Genomic DNA, 17,288 nt, shown 5'->3' with positions numbered 1-17,288 from the left:
CGTGCAGATTCGTTGTATCTCGGAATGAGCTTTCGGGAAACCTTCATTCGCCCACAGGCGCATGCGATATTGCATACAACAATACCAATAGATTGCCGACAATCGCACAATTAATGCGCAACGTATTTTCCGCAATGATGAAAACAACGGCGAAGACCATCACAATCTGCCCTTTTGAGCCCGGCTCCTAGCCGTTTTCGAACTGGCACGCTGCATGCATGGATTGTTGCGACGCGAAAAGGAGCGCCGCATGAGCAAAGCCGCAGACATCGACATCGCCGCCGTCTCGAAAATTTACGGACAGACGACCGCCGTGCATGCGATCAGCCTGAAGATCCCCGCCGGATCCTATTGCTGCCTGCTCGGGCCATCAGGATGCGGCAAGACCTCGACCCTTCGCATGATCGCCGGGCACGAAACGATTTCCAGCGGCGACATCCTGCTGGGCGACACGCTGATCACCGAACTGCCGCCCGCCAAGCGCGGCACGGCGATGATGTTCCAATCCTACGCGCTCTTCCCGCATCTCGATCTCGTCGACAATGTCGCTTTCAGCCTGAAGATGAAGGGCGTCGACAAGGATGCGCGCCGCGCCAAGGCCATGGACATGCTCGAGTTGATGCAACTCGAGCCCTATGCGACCCGGCGGCCGGCGCAATTGTCCGGCGGCCAGCAACAGCGCGTGGCGCTCGCGCGCGCCCTCATCACCGATCCCGAAGTCCTGCTGCTCGATGAGCCGCTGTCTGCGCTCGATCCGTTTCTCAAGATCCGCATGCGCGCCGAACTCAAGAAGCTGCAGACCTCGCTCGGCATCACCTTCGTGCATGTGACCCACAGCCAGGAAGAGGCGATGGCGCTGGCCGACATCGTCGTGGTGATGAATGACGGCCGCATCGAGCAGGCGGCGCCGCCGCGCACCGTGTTCGAGCGTCCGGCCACCGCCTTCGTAGCCCGCTTCATGGGTGACCATAACGTCGTCACTGGCCGCGTGAGTTCGCTCTCCGAAGAGAGCCTCACGCTCGACGTCGCCGGCGGCGGCCAATTCGCGGCATCCGGTCACGGCCCCGAGATCGGCGAGACCGCCGACATCGCCATCCGCACCGACCGGGTGATGATCGGCGAGACCGCGCTGCCCGGCTATGGCTTCAACGGCGTTGTGACCAACATCGAATATCGCGGCTCGACGGTCAAACTGTCGATGTCGGGCGCCGGCGTGGAGGATTTTACCGCCATCCTCAGCGACGACGTTTTTTTCAGCCGGACGATTTCCGTCGGAGACGCCCTGCCGCTGATGTGGAATCCGGGGACGTCATCGTCCTCGGCAAAGTGGAAAAATAACGACAACAAACCTCAGAGGAGACTGCGCATGACCACTGAATCGACCACTCCCGCCAAGACCGGCGTCACCAGACGATCCCTGCTCAAGACCGGCGCCGCCGCCGTCGGCGCGGCCGCCGGCGCGGGCGTCATCACCGGCTTTCCGATGATCTGGGCGCAGAACCCGATCACACTCCGCCAGTTCGGCACCGGCGTCTCCAACATCAACGCCATCGCCGAGCAGTGCAAGAAGGACCTCGGGATCACGCTCGAGATGACGGCGACCGATTCCGACGCCGCCGCCCAGCGCGCCGTGACGCAGCCGAATTCCTACGACATCGCCGACATCGAATACTGGATCCTCAAGAAGGTCTATCCGACCGGCGTGATCCAGCCGATGGAAACCAAGAAGCTGAAATATTACGACAAGGTCGTGCCGCTGTTCAAAACCGGCAAGCTTCTGCCCGACAGCGTGATCGCCCAGGGCACCGCGCCGCACACCGTCGGCTATGTCGAAGCCAAGGACGCCAAGACCTTCGCCAAGGGCGAAACCGAATTCTTCACCATGATGCCGACGATTTACAACGCCGACACGCTGGGCATCCGCCCTGACTTGGTCGGCCGCGAGATCACCACCTGGGCCGACATCATGGACCCCGCCTTCAAGGGCAAGACCTCGATCCTCAACATTCCGTCGATCGGCATCATGGACGCCGCCATGATCTGCGAAGCGATGGGCGTGATCAAATATGCCGACAAGGGCAACATGACCAAGGCGGAGATCGACACCACCATCGACTTCCTGATCAAGGCCAAGCAGGCCGGCCAGTTCCGCGCCTTCTGGAAGAGCTTCGACGAATCGGTCAACCTGATGGCCTCGGGCGAAGTCGTCATCCAGTCCATGTGGTCGCCGGCCGTCGCCGCCGTCCGCTCCAAGGGCATCGCCTGCAAATACCAGCCGCTCAAGGAAGGTTACCGCTCCTGGGGCGGCGGTCTCGGCCTCGCCGCGCATCTCGAAGGCGCGCAGCTCGATGCGGCCTATGAATATATCAACTGGTACACGTCCGGCTGGGTTGGCGGCTATCTCAACCGCCAGGGCTATTATTCGGCCTGCATGGACACCGCCAAGGGCTTCATGTCCGAAGACGAGTGGGGCTACTGGATCGAAGGCAAGCCGGCCAAGGGCGAGATCATGTCGCCGGAAGGCAAAGTCATGGAAAAGGCCGGCGCAGTACGCGACGGCGGCTCCTTCGAAGAGCGCATGGGCAAGGTCGCCTGCTGGAACTCGGTCATGGACGAGGACCGCTACATGGTTCGCCGCTGGAACGAGTTCATCGCGGCTTAAACCAAGCTTCCCCTCCCGGCCTGCCGGCCACCCTCCCCACAAGGGGAGGGAAACCTACAGCGCCGCTTGGCTCTCAAGTAGCAGCTAAAGCTGGAGGGATCGTAAGCTAAGTCATGATCTTCGCAGAGCCAGCTGCGGAAATCACCCTCCGAGGGAGGGCAATGCGTCGCCGCCTGCTGTCTCCCCTTTGTGGGGAGATGGCCGGCAGGCCAGAGGGGACTTCCCGAAGGAGACGGTGAATGACCACAGTCAGATTGATCGGCGTGAGCGACAAGCCTTCCGAGCGCGCGTTCCGCCTGCCCGCATGGCTGCCGCCCTATCTTCAGGCGGCTCCCCTGACCTTGATCCTGGCCGCGTTCCTGCTCGCGCCCATCCTGCTGATCGCGGTGGTCAGCTTCTGGGATTACGACTTCGCCCAGATGTATCCCGATTTCGTCACCTTCAACTATGCTGAAACGCTCGGCTCCTGGGTGACGTGGAAGACCTATCTCAACACGCTGAAATTCGCGGCGTTCGTCTGGGTCATCACGCTGTTCATCGGCTTCTGGGTCGCCTATTTCCTGGCTTTCCACATCCGGTCGAGCGCCATGCAGACGGTTCTGTTTCTGGTGTGCACGGTGCCGTTCCTGACCTCGAACATCATCCGCATGATCTCATGGATCCCCGTGCTGGGCCGCAACGGGTTGATCAACCAGGCGCTGGTCGGCGCGGGCATCGTGCCGCAGCCCATCGAATGGCTGCTCTATTCCGATTTCGCCGTGGTGCTGGCCATGGTGCATCTCTACACGCTGTTCATGGTCACGCCGATCTTCAACACGCTGACCCGCATCGACAAATCGCTGGTGGAGGCCGCCCGCGACACCGGCGCTTCTAGCTGGCAGATCCTCACCAATGTCATCTTGCCGCTCGCCAAGCCGGGCATGGCGATCGGCACGATTTTCGTCGTCACGCTGGTGATGGCCGACTTTTCGACCGTGCAGGTGATGTCGGGCGGACAGAGCGCCTCGGTGGCGCTGATGATGAAGAACCAGATGTCGCTTCTGCAATATCCCGCCGCCGCCGCCAACGCCGTGGTCCTGCTGATCCTGGTGCTGCTGATGGTGGCCGCCATTCTCCGCGTCGTCGATATCCGCAAGGAGCTTTGAGCCATGCATCGAGAAAAACGCTCCCGCGAATTCTATATCCTCGCGATCTTCTTCGCGCTCTTCGTGCTGTTTCTCTATGGGCCGATGTCCGCCATCCTCATCCTCGCTTTTCAGGGACCGAATGGCGGCCTGACATTCCCGCTCAACGGCGTGTCGGTGCACTGGTTCGTCAATCTGTTCGAGAAACAGGCGGTCGGCGATTTCGGCGGCTCGTTCCGGCGGTCGCTGTTCCTCGGCCTGATGGTGATGGTCGTCACGGTGCTGGTGTCGCTGCTGGCCGGCCTCGCCTTCCGCCGCAAGTTCATTGGTGCTACGCCACTTTTCTATCTCTCGGTCGCGAGCCTCGTCGTGCCCTCGATCATCATCTCGCTCGGCATCGGTGTGCTGTTCTCACAGCTCGGCCTGCAACCTGCCTGGTATTCCTCGGGCTTCGGAGCGCATCTCACCTGGACGCTGCCCTTCGGCGTGCTGATCATGTTCGCGGTGTTCAATCGCTTCTCGCCGGCTTATGAAGAAGCCGCGCGCGATCTCGGCGCCAGTTCCTGGCAGACTTTCTATCATGTCGTGCTGCCGATGATCGCCCCGAGCCTTGTCGGCGTCGGCCTGTTCGGCTTCTCGCTGTCCTATGACGAATTCGCCCGCACGCTGATGACCTCGGGCACCTACAACACGCTGCCGCTCGAAATCTACGGCATGACCACCAATGTCACGACGCCCGTGCTCTATGCGCTCGGCGCCGTGACGACCTTCTTCTCCTTCCTGGTGATCTCCGTAACGATCGGATCGATCATGCTGATCAATCGCAGACGGATGCGCGCGTGACCCGAATACTTCTGATCAATCCCAACACGACGAAGACGATGACCGCCACAGCGGCGGACGCGGCAAGCCGGGTGAAGAATAAAGACACCGAGATCGTCGCCGTCACCTCGTCGATGGGACCAGTCTCCATCGAAGGTTATTACGACGAAGCCTTCGCCGTGCCCGGCCTGCTTCTGGAACTCGCCAAAGGCGAGAAAGCCGGGGCCGACGCCGCCATCATCGCCTGTTTCGATGATACGGGCCTGGACGCCGCCCGGGCGCTTGCCAGCATCCCCGTCATCGGCATCTGCGAGGCGGCGCTCGCGTCAACCGCCTTCATCGCCCAGCGTTTCACCATCGTCACCACCATGGAGCGGTCGCGGCTGCCGCTGGAGGGGCTCGTTCATCGCTACGGCATGGCCGGCCGCTGCAAGGTTCGCGCCGCCGATATCCCGGTCCTGTCTCTGGAAGATCCGCAATCCAACGCCCGCGACCGGTTGCGCAATGAAATTGCCACCGCGCTCCGCGACGACAAGGCCGAGGCCATCGTGCTCGGCTGCGCCGGCATGGCGGATCTCGTCGAGCAACTCAGACATGAATTCGGCGTCCCCATCATCGATGGCGTCGCCGCCGCCGTGAAGCAGGCGGAAGCTCTGGTCGCCCTGGGCCTCAAGACGGCCAAGCGCGGCGCTTACGCCACGCCCGTCCACAAACCCTATGCCGGCCTGCTGGAAGATTTCTCGCCATCCCGGATTGCGTCGCTTTAAGCGCACTCACCGCTCGCTGAAACCGGAATGCCGAAACGGCGATCCGGATGGCGGCTGTCCGTAGACTCTCCCCTCCCCAATCCAGTCGTCATTTCTCGAACGCTTTTTGCGCGTCGAGCGTAATCGCGATTGACAAACATCTCGCGACCTCATTTTATACAGGTGTGAACAGGTTCACAGAACAGGTAGACAGCAGATTCTGATGAAGAGAGCTTTATCACCGGGCGCGGCCAAACCGACGCAGATCGCCAATGTGCTGGAACAGGAGATCCTGTCTGGAAAACTGGGCTTTGGCGAACGTTTGCAGAGCGAAAACCAGCTGGTGCAGCGCTTTTCCGTGAGCCGCAACACGCTGCGCAAGGGCCTGGAGGAATTGAACAACCGTGGCCTGATCACCACCAAGGTCGGTATCGGCTCCTTCGTCACTTTCGAAGGCAAGACGATCAACGACGCCGCCGGCTGGTCGCGCGCGCTCGCCGATGTCGGCGCGGAAACCACCACTCGCGTGCTGCGCATCGAGGTGCTCGAAGACAAGGCGCTGGCGGCCGAGATCGGCGCAGAGCGCGATCTGTTCATCGCTATCGACCGTCTGCGATGCCTGACCGTGGGCGAGACGCCGATTTCACTGGAGCGCAGTCGGCTGCCGCTTCTGCCAGAACTGGAATCGCTGCCGATCCGCGGTCTGACCGCCGGCTCGCTCCGGGAAACCATGCGTGAGGCCGGACTGGTTCCCGCCAAAGGCGAGGAATGGGCTGATATCGAAATGCTCTCGGCAGAGGATGGCAAGTTGCTGAAGAATTCGCCCGGCTCGGCCTTTCTGAGAACGCGCCGGCTCAGCCGCGACGAAGACGGCAGGCCGATCGAATATGTCGTCAGTCTGCTGCATCCCGCCTATTTCGCCTTGCATCTGGAGTTCTGACGCATGCCGCTTTCGAAGACAGAGATGATGGATCGCGCCCGCGCGGCGCTGATCGGCGGCGCGCTCGGCGATGCGATGGGCATGCCGACGCAACTGCTGTCAGCGGAACAGATTGCAGCGCGCTACGGCCATGTCGAGGATTTCGTCGCGCCTGACGCCGATCATCCCGTCTCCAAAGGTCTCGAAGCCGGCGCCATCACCGACGACACCGAACAGACTTTGCTGCTGGCCAAAGTGCTGCTGGCCTCGCCCGCCGGTTTCGATCATCACGCCTGGATCGAGGCGCTGGTCGCCTGGGAAGACGATATCCGCCGGCGCGGCGGCTATGATCTTCTGGGACCCTCGACCAAGCGCGCCATCGAGGCGATCCGCAATGGCATGACGCCCGAACAGGCCGGCCGTTACGGCGACACCAACGGCGCGGCCATGCGCATCGCACCCGTCGGGATCTTGTCGTCGCCCTCCTCCGGCCTGATCGCACGGGTGGCTGAAACCTGCCGGGCCACGCACAACACCTCGATCGCCATTTCAGCAGCCTCCGCCGTCGCCATGGTGATCAGCTCAGGCCTCGACGGCAGGGGTTGGCGCGACGCAGTGGCGAAGGCGGCGGACGCCGCGAGAGCCGGTGCCGATCAGGGCGTCTGGATCGCCGGCGGCCAGCTCGCGGCCCGCATCGAACTGGCGCTGGATCTCGCAGGGAAAGCGCAATCGAGAGAAGACGTGACGCGGCTTTTTGCAATACTCGGCTCGAGCGTCGCCTCGCAGGAATCCGTGCCTGCCGCTTTCGCAGCGCTCGCACTCGCCGATGGCGATTGCTGGAAGGCGGCCGTGATCGCAGCCAATCTCGGCGGCGACACCGATACAATCGGCGCGATCGCCTGCTCCATGGCCGGCGCCTGCTCGGGCATGACCGATCTGCCGGCGGACAAGATCGCGAAACTGCGCGGCATTGACATCAACGAGGTCGAAACACTGGTCGAGGCGCTGGTGACCCTGCGGATGGCCGGAGGCGGCGATGGCTGAGCCCCGGCTTGTTCATTTCGGCAGCGCCGTCATCGATTTCATCTATCGCTTGGATCGACTGCCTCGGCCGGGCGAAGACCTGATCGCCTCGTCTTACTTCTCCATGCCCGGCGGCGGCTTCAACATGATGGCGGCGGCCAAGCGGAGCGGTCTCGCCACCGCCTTCGCCGGCCGGGTCGGCGATGGCCCGGCTGGAGCCATTGTGCACAAAGCCTTTCGCGACGAAGACATCGACGTGCTGGCGCCGCTCTATCAGGGGAAGACACAGGCGTCTGCATCGTGATGGTGACGGATGACGCCGAGCGCACCTTCGTCTCCTATCCCGGCGCCGAGAGCCGCCTGTCCGCCGACGACCTGCTTGCGCTTGAACTGCGGCCGACAGATTGTCTGTTCACTTCGGGATATACGCTTCTCTACCCGCAATCCGGCGGGGAGCAGACACGGTTTCTGTCCGAGGTCGATCCGGCGCTGAATTTCGTCTTCGATCCCACCGGCATCGTCGCGGATATTCCGCGTGAGCGGCTGGATGTGGCGCTGTCGCGCGCCGATTGGCTGAGCTGCAATCGCGACGAAGCATCGGCGATGATCGGCGACGATCTTGAGCCAGGCGATCTTGCGCGCACACTCTTGGACAGGCTCTGTCCCCGCGCCAGGGGCGTGGTGCTGCGCCTCGGCGCATCCGGCGCGATCCTCGCGCTGCGCGGCGCCGAACCCCAGACAATTCCTGCTTTCGAGGTAACCGCCGTCGACACGACCGGCGCCGGCGATTGCCACCTCGGCGCATTCGTCGCCGCACTCTCCCGCGGCGATGCTCCGGAAAGGGCGGTGGAATACGCCAATGCCGCCGCCGCCCTTTCCACACTCAAACACGGCGGGGCCACAGCGCCCCGCCGCGAGGACGTTGATCTATTCCTGAGCCGCGCGGGGAAGCTGGATCGATGAAAAACCGGGAACGACGCGCGTTGCGACTGAGAGGAGAATGCCATGAAACTATTCGCCAAACTGGCGGGCGCCGCCATGCTCGCCGTGCTATCGCAGACCGCGCTGGCCGGTGACGTCCATGTCCTGAACTGGAAAGGTTACGGCGCCGACGAGCCGTGGGCCATCGAAGCCTTCGAGAAGGCCACCGGCCACAAGGTCATCAACGACTTCTTCAATTCCGAGCAGGAAATGCTCACCAAGCTGCGCACCAATCCCGGTCTTTACGACGTGGTGATGATCAACGCGGCCTTCAACGACCAGGCCTTCGCCGAAGGTCTCATCCAGCCCATCGACGTCTCCAAGATCGGCAATTACGCCGATCTCGGCGAGGAAAAAGCCAAGTCGCCGATGCTCAATCATGACGCAAAGGTCTATGGCGTTCCCTGGGTATGGGGCCTGACCTCGATCGCCGTCAACGACAAGGCCTTCGACAAGACGCCGACCTCCATCCAGGTAATGTGGGATCCCGCGCATAAGGGCCGCGTGGTGCTGCGCGACGATGCGCTCGAAGCCATTCAGTTCGGCGCGATCGCCAGCGGCCAGAACATCAACGACATCAAGGATCTCGACGCCGCCAAGGCCAAGCTCGCCTCGCTGATGCCGCAGATCCGCACCTTCTGGAGCGCCGAAAACGACTGGAACCAGATGGTTGCCGCCAACCAGATCGATGTCGGCACCTATTGGAGCGGCTCGGCCGGTCGCGCCAAGAAGAACTTCAAGCTGCCGGTGACCTTCGTCGTGCCGGAAGAAGGCGCGGTCGGCTGGCTCGACGCCTTCTCGATCCCGAAAGGCTCGAAGAATGTCGAAGGCGCTGAAGCCTTCATCAACTACATGATCGACCCCGCCTTCTATGTGGAGTGGGACAACAAAGTCGGCGCGCCGGTGTCCGCCAACACCAAGGCAGTGGCAGGCCTGCCGGCAGACGCCTTCAACCGCACGGTGATGGGTGATCCGGCTGTGGCGGCCCGCATCCAGTTCCAGGCGCCGGTCTCCGACGCCGATCGCGAGAAATATCTCCAGATCTGGCAGGAACTGAAGGTCAACGTGAAATGACGACGGGACAGGCGGGAACAGTATCGGCGGCTTCAGCCCCCGGGGGCGGCAATGGACGCATCTCCGATGGCGCGAAGGCGGCTCCGTTGCTCGCTCCCGCCTATCTATGGCTGACAGTGGCTATCTTCCTGCCGCTGTCGGCGATGATATTCTTCAGCTTCGTCACCGACCTGCCGCTGTCCGGCAAGCCGTGGAGCCTGACGCTCGCCAACTACGCCGCCTTCTTCTCGACCGGCATCTACGCGACCCTACTGCTCGCTTCGCTCCGACTTGCGCTCGAAGTGACATTCTGGTGCCTCGTGCTCGGCTTTCCCACCGCTTTCGTGCTGGCGAAAGTGCTGAAGGGCGCAGCCGCGAGATGATCTTTCTTCTGGTCATCCTGCCCTTCTGGAGCAACGGCCTGGTCCGCATCTTCTCCTGGGCGATGGTGCTCAGAAGCGGCGGCATTCTGGATACATGGCTCAACGCCATCCTGCCTTTCGAGATCAATATCGATCTCATGTATTCTTATCCGGCCGTCATCATCGGGCTGGTGCATTCCTATGTGCCCTATATCGTCCTGACATGCTATCTAAGCCTGCAGGCGATCGACGACAGCCTGATCGAGGCCGCCCGGTCGCTCGGCGCGTCGCGCCTGACCATTCTGCGCCGCCTGGTCCTGCCCCTGTCCATGCCGGGCGTGGTGGCGGGCGCCGTGCTGGTGTTCGTGCCGGTGATCGGCTCCTTCATGGAGCCGCGCATTCTCGGCGGCCGCACCGGCACCTTCTATGGAACGGTGATCGAGGATCAGTTCGTGGCGGTGTTTAACTGGCCGCTGGGCGCGGCGCTGTCCTTCATTCTGCTTGGACTCGTGCTGATCATTCTGGCGCTGGCGTCGCCGGTGATGCGGAGGGCGTCATGACCGCAACCACACGGCTTCTCAATGGGCTCGGGCGGCTCTATGTCGGCCTTCTGCTCGCCTTCCTCTACTTGCCGATTGTGATCATGGCGTTGATGTCTTTCAACGCCTCGCCCTTCTACATGCTGCCGATCGAGTGGTCGACGACCTGGTATGAGGCGCTGTGGCAGGACGACCAATTGATCTCGGCCGCGTTCAACAGTGTGAAAATCGCTGCGCTGACCACGGTAATCTCGACTGCGCTCGGCACAGCGGCGTCGCTCGCGCTATTCCGATACGATTTCACAGGCAAAAAGGTCTTGCAGGCGCTGCTTTTGCCGCCGATCGCCATTCCCTGGCTGATCACCGGCACGGCCATGCTGATCTTCTTCTTCGGCGTCGGCATCGGCCGCGGGTTGCACGCCATCATTCTCGGCCATGTCGCGCTGGCTTTGCCTTACGTGATCATCGTGGTGAACGCCCGGCTGAAGACCTTTCCTCGGGAACTCGAGGAAGCCGCCCGCTCGCTCGGCGCCAATCAATGGCAAGTGACCCGTCGGGTTACCCTGCCCGCGATCGCGCCCGGGGTGATCGCCGGCGGCCTCTTCGCGTTCGCCGTATCCTTCGATCAGTTCGTCGTCTCCTATTTCTTGGCGACGCCGGGGAGACGACCTTGCCCGTCGAAATCTATGCGGCCATCCGCAAGGGCTTCACGCCCGAAATCAACGCCGTGTCGACCCTGATCATCGTCATGTCCATGGGCGTGATGCTGTTCACCGCCCGCTTCTACAAATTCGGAGGAAATGACTGATGGCCAGCGTGGAAGTCAGCAATCTGTCGCGCAGCTTCGGCATTTACAAGGCGCTGGACGATGTCTCGATCCGTTTCGAGGATGGCGGCTTCTATGCGCTGCTCGGTCCTTCCGGCAGCGGCAAGACCACGCTGTTGCGGATGATCGGCGGCTTCGACTATCCCGATCAGGGCCGCATCGCCATGAATGGCGAGAGCGTCGAGCGCGTGCCGCTGGAAAAGCGCAATATCGGCATGGTGTTTCAAAGCTACGCGCTGTTTCCCAACATGACCGTGTTCGACAATGTCGCCTTCGGGCTCGAAATTCGCGGCGTGTCGCGGCCGGACATCAAGAAGCGCGTCGGCGAGGCGCTGGAACTGGTGCAACTGTCGGCGCTCGGGCATCGCAAGCCCAATCAGCTCTCGGGCGGCCAGCGGCAGCGCGTGGCGCTCGCCCGCGCCATCGTCATCAAGCCGCGCGTGTTGCTGCTCGACGAGCCGCTCGGCGCGCTCGACAAGTCGTTGCGGCTGGACATGCAGGTGGAACTGAAGCGCATCCAGCGCGAAATCGGCGTCACCACCATCTTCGTGACCCATGATCAGGAGGAAGCGCTGACGATGAGCGACCGCATCGGCATTCTGAGCGGCGGTCGCGTCATCGAGGAAGGCGCGCCTGCCGACATCTATCACCGGCCCAACACGCTGTTTGCCGCCACCTTTCTGGGGAAGCCAATATCTTCGAGGGACGATGGTCCGATGGCGCCATCGAATTGAGGGATGGATTGAGGATTCTCACCGCATCGAATGCCAAGCCTGAACCGAATGGCGCGCCCGCCCATTGCCTCGTGCGTCCGGAGCGGATCACGATCGCCTCGCTCAAGGATCCGATGGCCGACGGGATGAACCGTGTGACCGGCCGGCTGACGCGCCGGTTGTTTTCCGGTCACTGGACAACGCTTTTCGTCCAGCTGGGCGATCAGGAGGTTCGCGTCGGGCTTCCGAGCTCGGCGACAATGGAGATTGGAGAAGGGGACGAGGTCGTCCTGGCCTGGTCTCCGGACCACACGATCATCCTGGCGACCTAAAAATCATCTCTCCCGCTCCGAGCTTGGCAGGCGGTCCTTCTTCGCGGCAGCCCAGGCTAGCGGGGAAGTGGAGAATTGACGCACGCTCTGCGCCGTGAGCTTTTTATAATATAATCAGCTTCAAAAATGTCACAAACTATCGGTACCCAGCTGCTGCACCACAACTGGGAGACGTCGCATGGCGAAAGAAATCCGCGTCAACAGCTATGGCAACAATTGGCAGGAGGACTCCAATGTCATCGGCCTGAAAGGGGGCGGTTATCTCGTCACCTGGTCGAGTTATTTCAATCAATACGACGATACCGACATCGAGACGACCTATCTCGGCGCACAATTCTACAACGCAAATGGTCGCCCGGTCGGTCGGCGGCGAGAAAATCATGCGGGCTATAGACGGCGGTTATTCCGGAACGCCGCAAGCCACGCAGCTGAAGAACGGCAATATCGTCCTCACCTGGACGGAAAATTTCGATCATCCGATCTTCACCACCGGCGCGCATATCCGCGCCCAGATCTTCGATTCCAAGGGCGAAAGCGTCAGCAACGTCATCAAGGTCGATACGGTCAAATCGGCGGAAGCGATCCTTCCCGACGTCGTCGCGACCGGCAGCGGCGGTTTCGTGGTGAGTTTCGGCCTCGAACGGTCGGGCGCCAATTTCGATGAAGTCTATTCCCGCGCCTACTCGTCATCCGGCAAGGCTTTGCGACAGGATTCGGTCCTCAACACACATTCCAACGATTTCGACGAACTGGTCACCAAATCCGCTGCGCTGAAAAACGGTCATAGCGTGGTGATCTGGAACTCCGAAGCGGCGATCGACGACGGCACGGATGATGGCCAGAACCAGTTGCGCGCCAGCCTGCTCGACGAGCGGGGCAAGGTCATCAAGAGCGATTTCGGCCTGACGCCGCATTTCGGCGGCGCGGGCGGCGCCTGGAGCGACGACGAGAATTACGGCTACGCCGTTGCGGCCCGCGGCGACAGCGGCTTCGCGGTCGTCAATCTCGACTGGACGCCCTCTACCAAAGACGCCGGGGCGAAAGGGATCTATTTCACCGCCTATGACGGCAAGGGCAAGCAAGTCATCGACTCCCACGCAATCTTCCAGAAGGGAACAGTGCCCGGAGACGTGGACATAGCGCAACTTTCCAACGGTCGCTATGTCGTGGCCTGGACGCAGCAATCGCTCAAGCAGAGCGATGTCGGCGACGACGCCTATGCGATCGTGCTGTCCGCCAACGGAAAACCTCTCGGCAAGGTTTTCACCGTCGGGGTGGACGCAAGCAAGTACGACGATCAGCTCGACGTCTCCGTCGCGGCGCTGAACAAGGGGCGCTTCGTGATCACCTATACGTCCGAAGCAATCGATAATGACGATACCGGGATCGCAGCCACCGTCTACGGCAGCAGCACGGGCGTGTCGACCACGATGAAAGGCGGCGCGTCGCGCCAGTCGACCGATGCGCGGCATGACGCGGCGGCGTCCGATACGATTGCCGGAACCGCGCGTCAGGATCACCTTCAAGGCGCAGCGAACGACGATATTCTCGTTGGTCGCGGCGGAGCCGATGTCTTGAAGGGCGGCGGTGGCGCGGACATCTTCGTATTCCGGACGCATGACCTGCCCGAAGCCCGGGCGGCCGACCGGCACGAGAGAATTGCCGATTTTTCGGTTGCGGAGGGTGATCGCATGGATTTCTCCCATTTCGACGCCAGCGCGTCGGAAAGCGGCTTTCAACGCTTTTCCTTCCTTGGCGCCGCAGATTTCAGCGGACGCGAAGGCGAATTGCGCGCCGAAATCATCGGACGCCACACACTGGTGAGCGCCGATCTCGATGGAGACCGCATCGCGGACTTCGTCCTGAGCTCAACGGGCGGGCGGCTTTGGACGGAAGCGACTTCCTTCTCTAGACAGAGGCGGGTCGCCACCGACAAAAAAGTGTGGCGCTGCTTATGAGCGCCCAGGCGGCCTGCCTCGCCATGCTCGCGTTCCGGCTATTTGTCTTCGGCCTTCATCGCGCGGTTGCCGAGCAGTTTCACCAGCCAGTCCACGAAGACCCTGACCTTGTTGCTCAGGTGCCGATTGGACGGGTAGACCACATAGAGCGGCATGACTTCGCAGGACCACTCTTCGAGAACCGGGATGAGCCGCCCATCGCGCAGCTCGTCCCGGATCATGAAGTGCGGAAGCTGCGCAACGCCGAGCCCGGCGAGCGCTGCGGTGACATAGCTGCGCGCGTCGTTGACCGATAGAATATAGCGACCGGTCACCTCGATCGTCTCACCGTCCTGGATGAATACGAACGGCAATGTGCGGTTGATCTGGGCTCGAAAGTAATTGATGCAGTAATGCCCTGTTTCGAGTTCGCCGGGAGTTTGGGGGAAACCGAACTTCTCGACGTAGTCGGGTGTCGCGCAGGTCAGAAGAGAAATTTCCGACACGCGTCTGGCGATGAGCGATTGGTCGCCCGGCGCGCCGGCTCTCAACGCGCAATCGACGTTTTCCGCGAGATAATCCACCGTTCTGTCGCCGACGCCGAGATCGAGGCGGATGTCGGGATAGGCCTGGGCGAAATCGCACAGCGCCGGAATGACGATCCAGTCCGCGAAGGCTCCCGCCATTTCCACTCTCAACCGCCCGCTCGGACTGGTGTTGGAGTTGGACAGACTGCTGTCCAATTCGTCGACCTCCGAAATGATGCGCACCGCGCGTTCGTAGTAGAGGGCGCCATCCGTGGTGACGACGACGCGCCGCGTGGTGCGGTTGAGCAGTTGCGTGCGCAGATGCGCTTCGAGGCCCTGAATCAGATTGGTGACCGTCGCCTTGGGCATCCGAAGCGCGTCGGCGGCGCGGGTAAAATTACCGGTTTCCACCACGCGAACGAAAGCTCGCATTGCCGAAAGCTGGTCCATATCCCAATCCTTCTGCTGCCCGTTTTATGTGCATTGCGATATTGTTCGAATTTTCGAATAGTGAAGCCATAAATAACGAACTTGTTCAATCAATCAAGTCAATCTACATAGATCTCACAAAAGACGAGCATTGTGCATCCGGGGCGTGATAATGCAGCAGCATGAAAGCGAAGACGATGCCAGTGGACGTGACAGACATGGTGTTCGACAAGGTGGCCATCGGCCCCGTGTCAACGAGGATCTATCAGGGCGCGGATTACAGCAAAGGCGCGCCGGTGCTCCTGTATTTCGGAGCCGGAGCCTTTCTGGGATCGCCGATGCGGGACAACGCCGCCGCGGAGTGTCTGGCCGGAGCCGGCGCAATCGTGGTGGTGCCGGACTACATTTCGCCTCTGGGCGGCGCTTTTCCAAAGCCGCTGGAGGTTGGATTTTCGATCTTCTCCTATCTGGCCAAGAAACGGGCGGGATTGGGCGACCGGAAATCGCTGTTGTTGATCGGAGGCGAAGAAGCGGGTGGAAACATCGCTGCCGCAGTCGCCTTCAAGGCCCGGGATCACCTGGCGCGGGAACTGGATGGTCAGGTTCTGTTGTCGCCGCTGGTCGATCCGTTCATGGGCTCGGTCTCGATGCGCGAAGCGGACGCCGCGGGCATGCGGGAACGATGGACGGAAGGCTGGAGCCATTATCTCAGCGCCGGCGTCTGTCATCCCTATGCGGCGCCGTGTCTTTGTTCGCGCATGACGGGCCTGGCGCCGACTTTGCTTGCGACATCGGACGATGATCCGTTGCGCGACGAGGCTATCGGTTATGCCGAGCGCCTGAGACAAGCGGGCAATCATGTCCAGCAGCATCTGCTTCCCGCCGGAGCAGGATGGCCTGAACTCTACGGCGGGACGACAGGCCATACGCCCAACTGGGCGGACAACCTTCGCCGGCATTTTGCGGACTTCGTCCGTGAACTCGGCGCCGGTTGATCGATGACGACACTCTACTGAGATCGGGTTTTCCCCGGGATCGCAAGGAGACATTCCATGACACCGAACAGCAAACGCTGGGCCCTCGCGGGCGCCGGCCTGGGACTGGCTGCGTCTTTGGCAGCCGCGACTTTGTTCTTCGACCTCCCCGGAGGGACCGCCGCCGCCGCGACCGAAGCGCCTGCGGCGCCGCCGGCCGTACCGGTGACGGTCTCCGTCGTCGAAGACAAGTCCATCACGGCCTGGGAAGAATTTTCCGGCCGCCTCGAAGCCGTCGAAAGGGTGCAGATCCGCCCTCGCGTCTCCGGCGTCATTCAGACCGTCGCCTTCCGCGAAGGGGCGATTGTAAAGGCGGGCGACCTGCTCTTCACCCTGGATCCCGCGCCGTATGAAGCCGCCGTCGCCCAGGCCGAGGGTCAGGTCGCATCCGCGCAGGCGCGGGTCAGCCTCGCGCAGCTGCAATTGGATCGCGGCCGCAGGCTCACCGCCAACAAGGCGATCTCGCAAAGCGATCTCGACGAGCGCCAGAATGCGCTGACCGAGGCGGAGGCCGGCCTTCGCACCGCACAGGCGGCGCTTCGGACCGTATCCCTCAATCTCGGCTACACCAAGGTCATCGCGCCCGTCACCGGTCGGGTCGGCAAAGTCGAAATCACCGTCGGCAACCTGGTGGAAGCCGGCGCCGCTTCGCCGGCGCTGACCACGCTCGTTTCCATCGATCCGATCTATGCCGGCTTCAATGTCAGCGAAGAAACGGTGACGCGCGCCCTCGCCGATCTCCCCGAATCCACGGCGTCTTCGCCGGCGCTCGATCAGATCCCGGTCGAAATCGGCACTGTCGCAGACAAGGGCACGCCCATCAAGGGACGTCTTCAGCTCATCGATAACCAGGTGGACAGCGCCAGCGGCACGATCGCCGTCCGCGCCGTGTTCGACAATCCGGGCGGCCGGTTGATCCCCGGCCAGTTCGTGAAGGTCCGTATGGGCCAGCCGAAGGCGGAAAAGAAGATCCTGGTCAGCGAACGCGCCATCGGCACGGATCAGGACAAGAAGTTCGTCTTCGTGGTCGAGGCCGGCAACAAGGTCGCCTATCGGCAGGTAGCGCTCGGCGCGGCCGTCGACGGCATGCGCATCGTCGAAACCGGTCTGAGTGCCGGCGACACGATCGTGGTCAACGGACTGCAGCGCATCCGTCCCGGCGTCGTCGTCGCTCCCGAAGTGGAAAAGACAGCCGCTCTGGGCGCGGCACAGCCCGCGCAGTCGCAATAACTGTCACATCCGCCTCCCGCTCGATCTTC

Annotated in this window: 13 protein-coding genes and 4 pseudogenes; 16 read left to right on the top strand and 1 reads right to left on the bottom strand. The window is 62.1% G+C overall.

The window, feature by feature from the left end; genetic code table 11:
* Window positions 1-250 precede the first annotated feature (250 nt).
* From H2O14_RS29625 to H2O14_RS23605, 14 genes and pseudogenes are all read left to right on the top strand, one after another.
* Window positions 251-1,338 (top strand): annotated as a pseudogene (locus tag H2O14_RS29625) (ABC transporter ATP-binding protein).
* Window positions 1,339-1,366: 28 nt separating this feature from the next.
* Window positions 1,367-2,662 (top strand): PotD/PotF family extracellular solute-binding protein, encoded by a 1,296-nt coding sequence (locus tag H2O14_RS26885; RefSeq protein ID WP_210275609.1) that lies wholly within the window; start codon window positions 1,367-1,369, stop codon window positions 2,660-2,662.
* A gap of 239 nt (window positions 2,663-2,901) precedes the next feature.
* The gene (locus H2O14_RS23655) at window positions 2,902-3,807 is read left to right on the top strand and encodes an ABC transporter permease (protein ID WP_182829809.1); all 906 of its coding nucleotides are present in this window, start codon (window positions 2,902-2,904) and stop codon (window positions 3,805-3,807) included.
* 3 nt (window positions 3,808-3,810) lie between these two features.
* On the top strand, window positions 3,811-4,629 hold the full coding sequence (locus H2O14_RS23650) for an ABC transporter permease (RefSeq protein WP_182829808.1): 819 nt from the start codon (window positions 3,811-3,813) through the stop codon (window positions 4,627-4,629).
* Window positions 4,626-5,375, top strand: a complete 750-nt coding sequence (locus tag H2O14_RS23645) for an aspartate/glutamate racemase family protein (protein ID WP_312858706.1) — start codon at window positions 4,626-4,628, stop codon at window positions 5,373-5,375. Before H2O14_RS23650 ends, H2O14_RS23645 begins: the two co-directional genes overlap by 4 nt.
* A 202-nt stretch (window positions 5,376-5,577) precedes the next feature.
* Entirely contained in the window at window positions 5,578-6,294 is a 717-nt protein-coding gene (locus H2O14_RS23640; protein WP_182829807.1) for a GntR family transcriptional regulator, read from the top strand.
* Between the two features lie 3 nt (window positions 6,295-6,297).
* Window positions 6,298-7,317 carry an ADP-ribosylglycohydrolase family protein gene (locus H2O14_RS23635; protein ID WP_182829806.1) on the top strand — a complete coding sequence of 340 codons (1,020 nt, stop codon included), beginning with the start codon at window positions 6,298-6,300 and terminating at the stop codon, window positions 7,315-7,317.
* Window positions 7,310-7,600 (top strand): PfkB family carbohydrate kinase, encoded by a 291-nt coding sequence (locus H2O14_RS28630; protein ID WP_281410047.1) that lies wholly within the window; start codon window positions 7,310-7,312, stop codon window positions 7,598-7,600. The genes H2O14_RS23635 and H2O14_RS28630 overlap by 8 nt, the downstream gene beginning before the upstream one ends.
* Window positions 7,600-8,259 carry a PfkB family carbohydrate kinase gene (locus H2O14_RS23630; protein WP_281410058.1) on the top strand — a complete coding sequence of 220 codons (660 nt, stop codon included), beginning with the start codon at window positions 7,600-7,602 and terminating at the stop codon, window positions 8,257-8,259. Before H2O14_RS28630 ends, H2O14_RS23630 begins: the two co-directional genes overlap by 1 nt.
* A 75-nt stretch (window positions 8,260-8,334) precedes the next feature.
* Window positions 8,335-9,351, top strand: coding sequence for an ABC transporter substrate-binding protein (locus H2O14_RS23625; RefSeq protein ID WP_312858722.1), 1,017 nt, complete (start codon window positions 8,335-8,337; stop codon window positions 9,349-9,351).
* A gap of 86 nt (window positions 9,352-9,437) precedes the next feature.
* Window positions 9,438-10,252 (top strand): annotated as a pseudogene (locus H2O14_RS23620) (ABC transporter permease).
* A pseudogene (locus tag H2O14_RS23615) lies at window positions 10,249-11,039 on the top strand (ABC transporter permease). Before H2O14_RS23620 ends, H2O14_RS23615 begins: the two co-directional pseudogenes overlap by 4 nt.
* Window positions 11,039-12,102 (top strand): annotated as a pseudogene (locus H2O14_RS23610) (ABC transporter ATP-binding protein). The pseudogenes H2O14_RS23615 and H2O14_RS23610 overlap by 1 nt, the downstream one beginning before the upstream one ends.
* A 380-nt stretch (window positions 12,103-12,482) precedes the next feature.
* On the top strand, window positions 12,483-14,060 hold the full coding sequence (locus tag H2O14_RS23605) for a hypothetical protein (RefSeq protein WP_182829804.1): 1,578 nt from the start codon (window positions 12,483-12,485) through the stop codon (window positions 14,058-14,060).
* 38 nt (window positions 14,061-14,098) lie between these two features.
* On the opposite strand, the gene H2O14_RS23600 is transcribed toward H2O14_RS23605, so the two are convergent.
* Complete coding sequence (locus H2O14_RS23600) at window positions 14,099-15,016, bottom strand: LysR family transcriptional regulator (protein ID WP_182829803.1); 918 nt, start codon at window positions 15,014-15,016, stop codon at window positions 14,099-14,101.
* Window positions 15,017-15,192: 176 nt separating this feature from the next.
* On the opposite strand from H2O14_RS23600, the gene H2O14_RS23595 reads away from it, so the two are divergent.
* Together H2O14_RS23595 and H2O14_RS23590 are read left to right on the top strand one after the other, a co-directional pair.
* Entirely contained in the window at window positions 15,193-15,990 is a 798-nt protein-coding gene (locus H2O14_RS23595) for an alpha/beta hydrolase fold domain-containing protein (RefSeq protein WP_182829942.1), read from the top strand.
* Between the two features lie 57 nt (window positions 15,991-16,047).
* Window positions 16,048-17,259, top strand: a complete 1,212-nt coding sequence (locus H2O14_RS23590) for an efflux RND transporter periplasmic adaptor subunit (RefSeq protein ID WP_182829802.1) — start codon at window positions 16,048-16,050, stop codon at window positions 17,257-17,259.
* Window positions 17,260-17,288: the final 29 nt, after the last annotated feature.

The organism is Rhizobium sp. G21 (assembly GCF_014158035.1).
In the GTDB taxonomy this organism is placed as follows: domain Bacteria; phylum Pseudomonadota; class Alphaproteobacteria; order Rhizobiales; family Rhizobiaceae; genus Rhizobium_E.
The sequence above is the reverse complement of the archived record's forward strand: the minus strand, read 5'-3'. Positions and strand labels throughout refer to the sequence as shown.

Coding starts and splice junctions, on each gene's coding strand:
- H2O14_RS26885 (WP_210275609.1), top strand. CDS start 1,367: ATGACCACTGAATCGACCACTCCCGCCAAGACCGGCGTCACCAGACGA.
- H2O14_RS23655 (WP_182829809.1), top strand. CDS start 2,902: ATGACCACAGTCAGATTGATCGGCGTGAGCGACAAGCCTTCCGAGCGC.
- H2O14_RS23650 (WP_182829808.1), top strand. CDS start 3,811: ATGCATCGAGAAAAACGCTCCCGCGAATTCTATATCCTCGCGATCTTC.
- H2O14_RS23640 (WP_182829807.1), top strand. CDS start 5,578: ATGAAGAGAGCTTTATCACCGGGCGCGGCCAAACCGACGCAGATCGCC.
- H2O14_RS23635 (WP_182829806.1), top strand. CDS start 6,298: ATGCCGCTTTCGAAGACAGAGATGATGGATCGCGCCCGCGCGGCGCTG.
- H2O14_RS28630 (WP_281410047.1), top strand. CDS start 7,310: ATGGCTGAGCCCCGGCTTGTTCATTTCGGCAGCGCCGTCATCGATTTC.
- H2O14_RS23630 (WP_281410058.1), top strand. CDS start 7,600: ATGGTGACGGATGACGCCGAGCGCACCTTCGTCTCCTATCCCGGCGCC.
- H2O14_RS23625 (WP_312858722.1), top strand. CDS start 8,335: ATGCTCGCCGTGCTATCGCAGACCGCGCTGGCCGGTGACGTCCATGTC.
- H2O14_RS23605 (WP_182829804.1), top strand. CDS start 12,483: ATGCGGGCTATAGACGGCGGTTATTCCGGAACGCCGCAAGCCACGCAG.
- H2O14_RS23600 (WP_182829803.1), bottom strand. CDS start 15,016: ATGGACCAGCTTTCGGCAATGCGAGCTTTCGTTCGCGTGGTGGAAACC.
- H2O14_RS23595 (WP_182829942.1), top strand. CDS start 15,193: ATGCCAGTGGACGTGACAGACATGGTGTTCGACAAGGTGGCCATCGGC.
- H2O14_RS23590 (WP_182829802.1), top strand. CDS start 16,048: ATGACACCGAACAGCAAACGCTGGGCCCTCGCGGGCGCCGGCCTGGGA.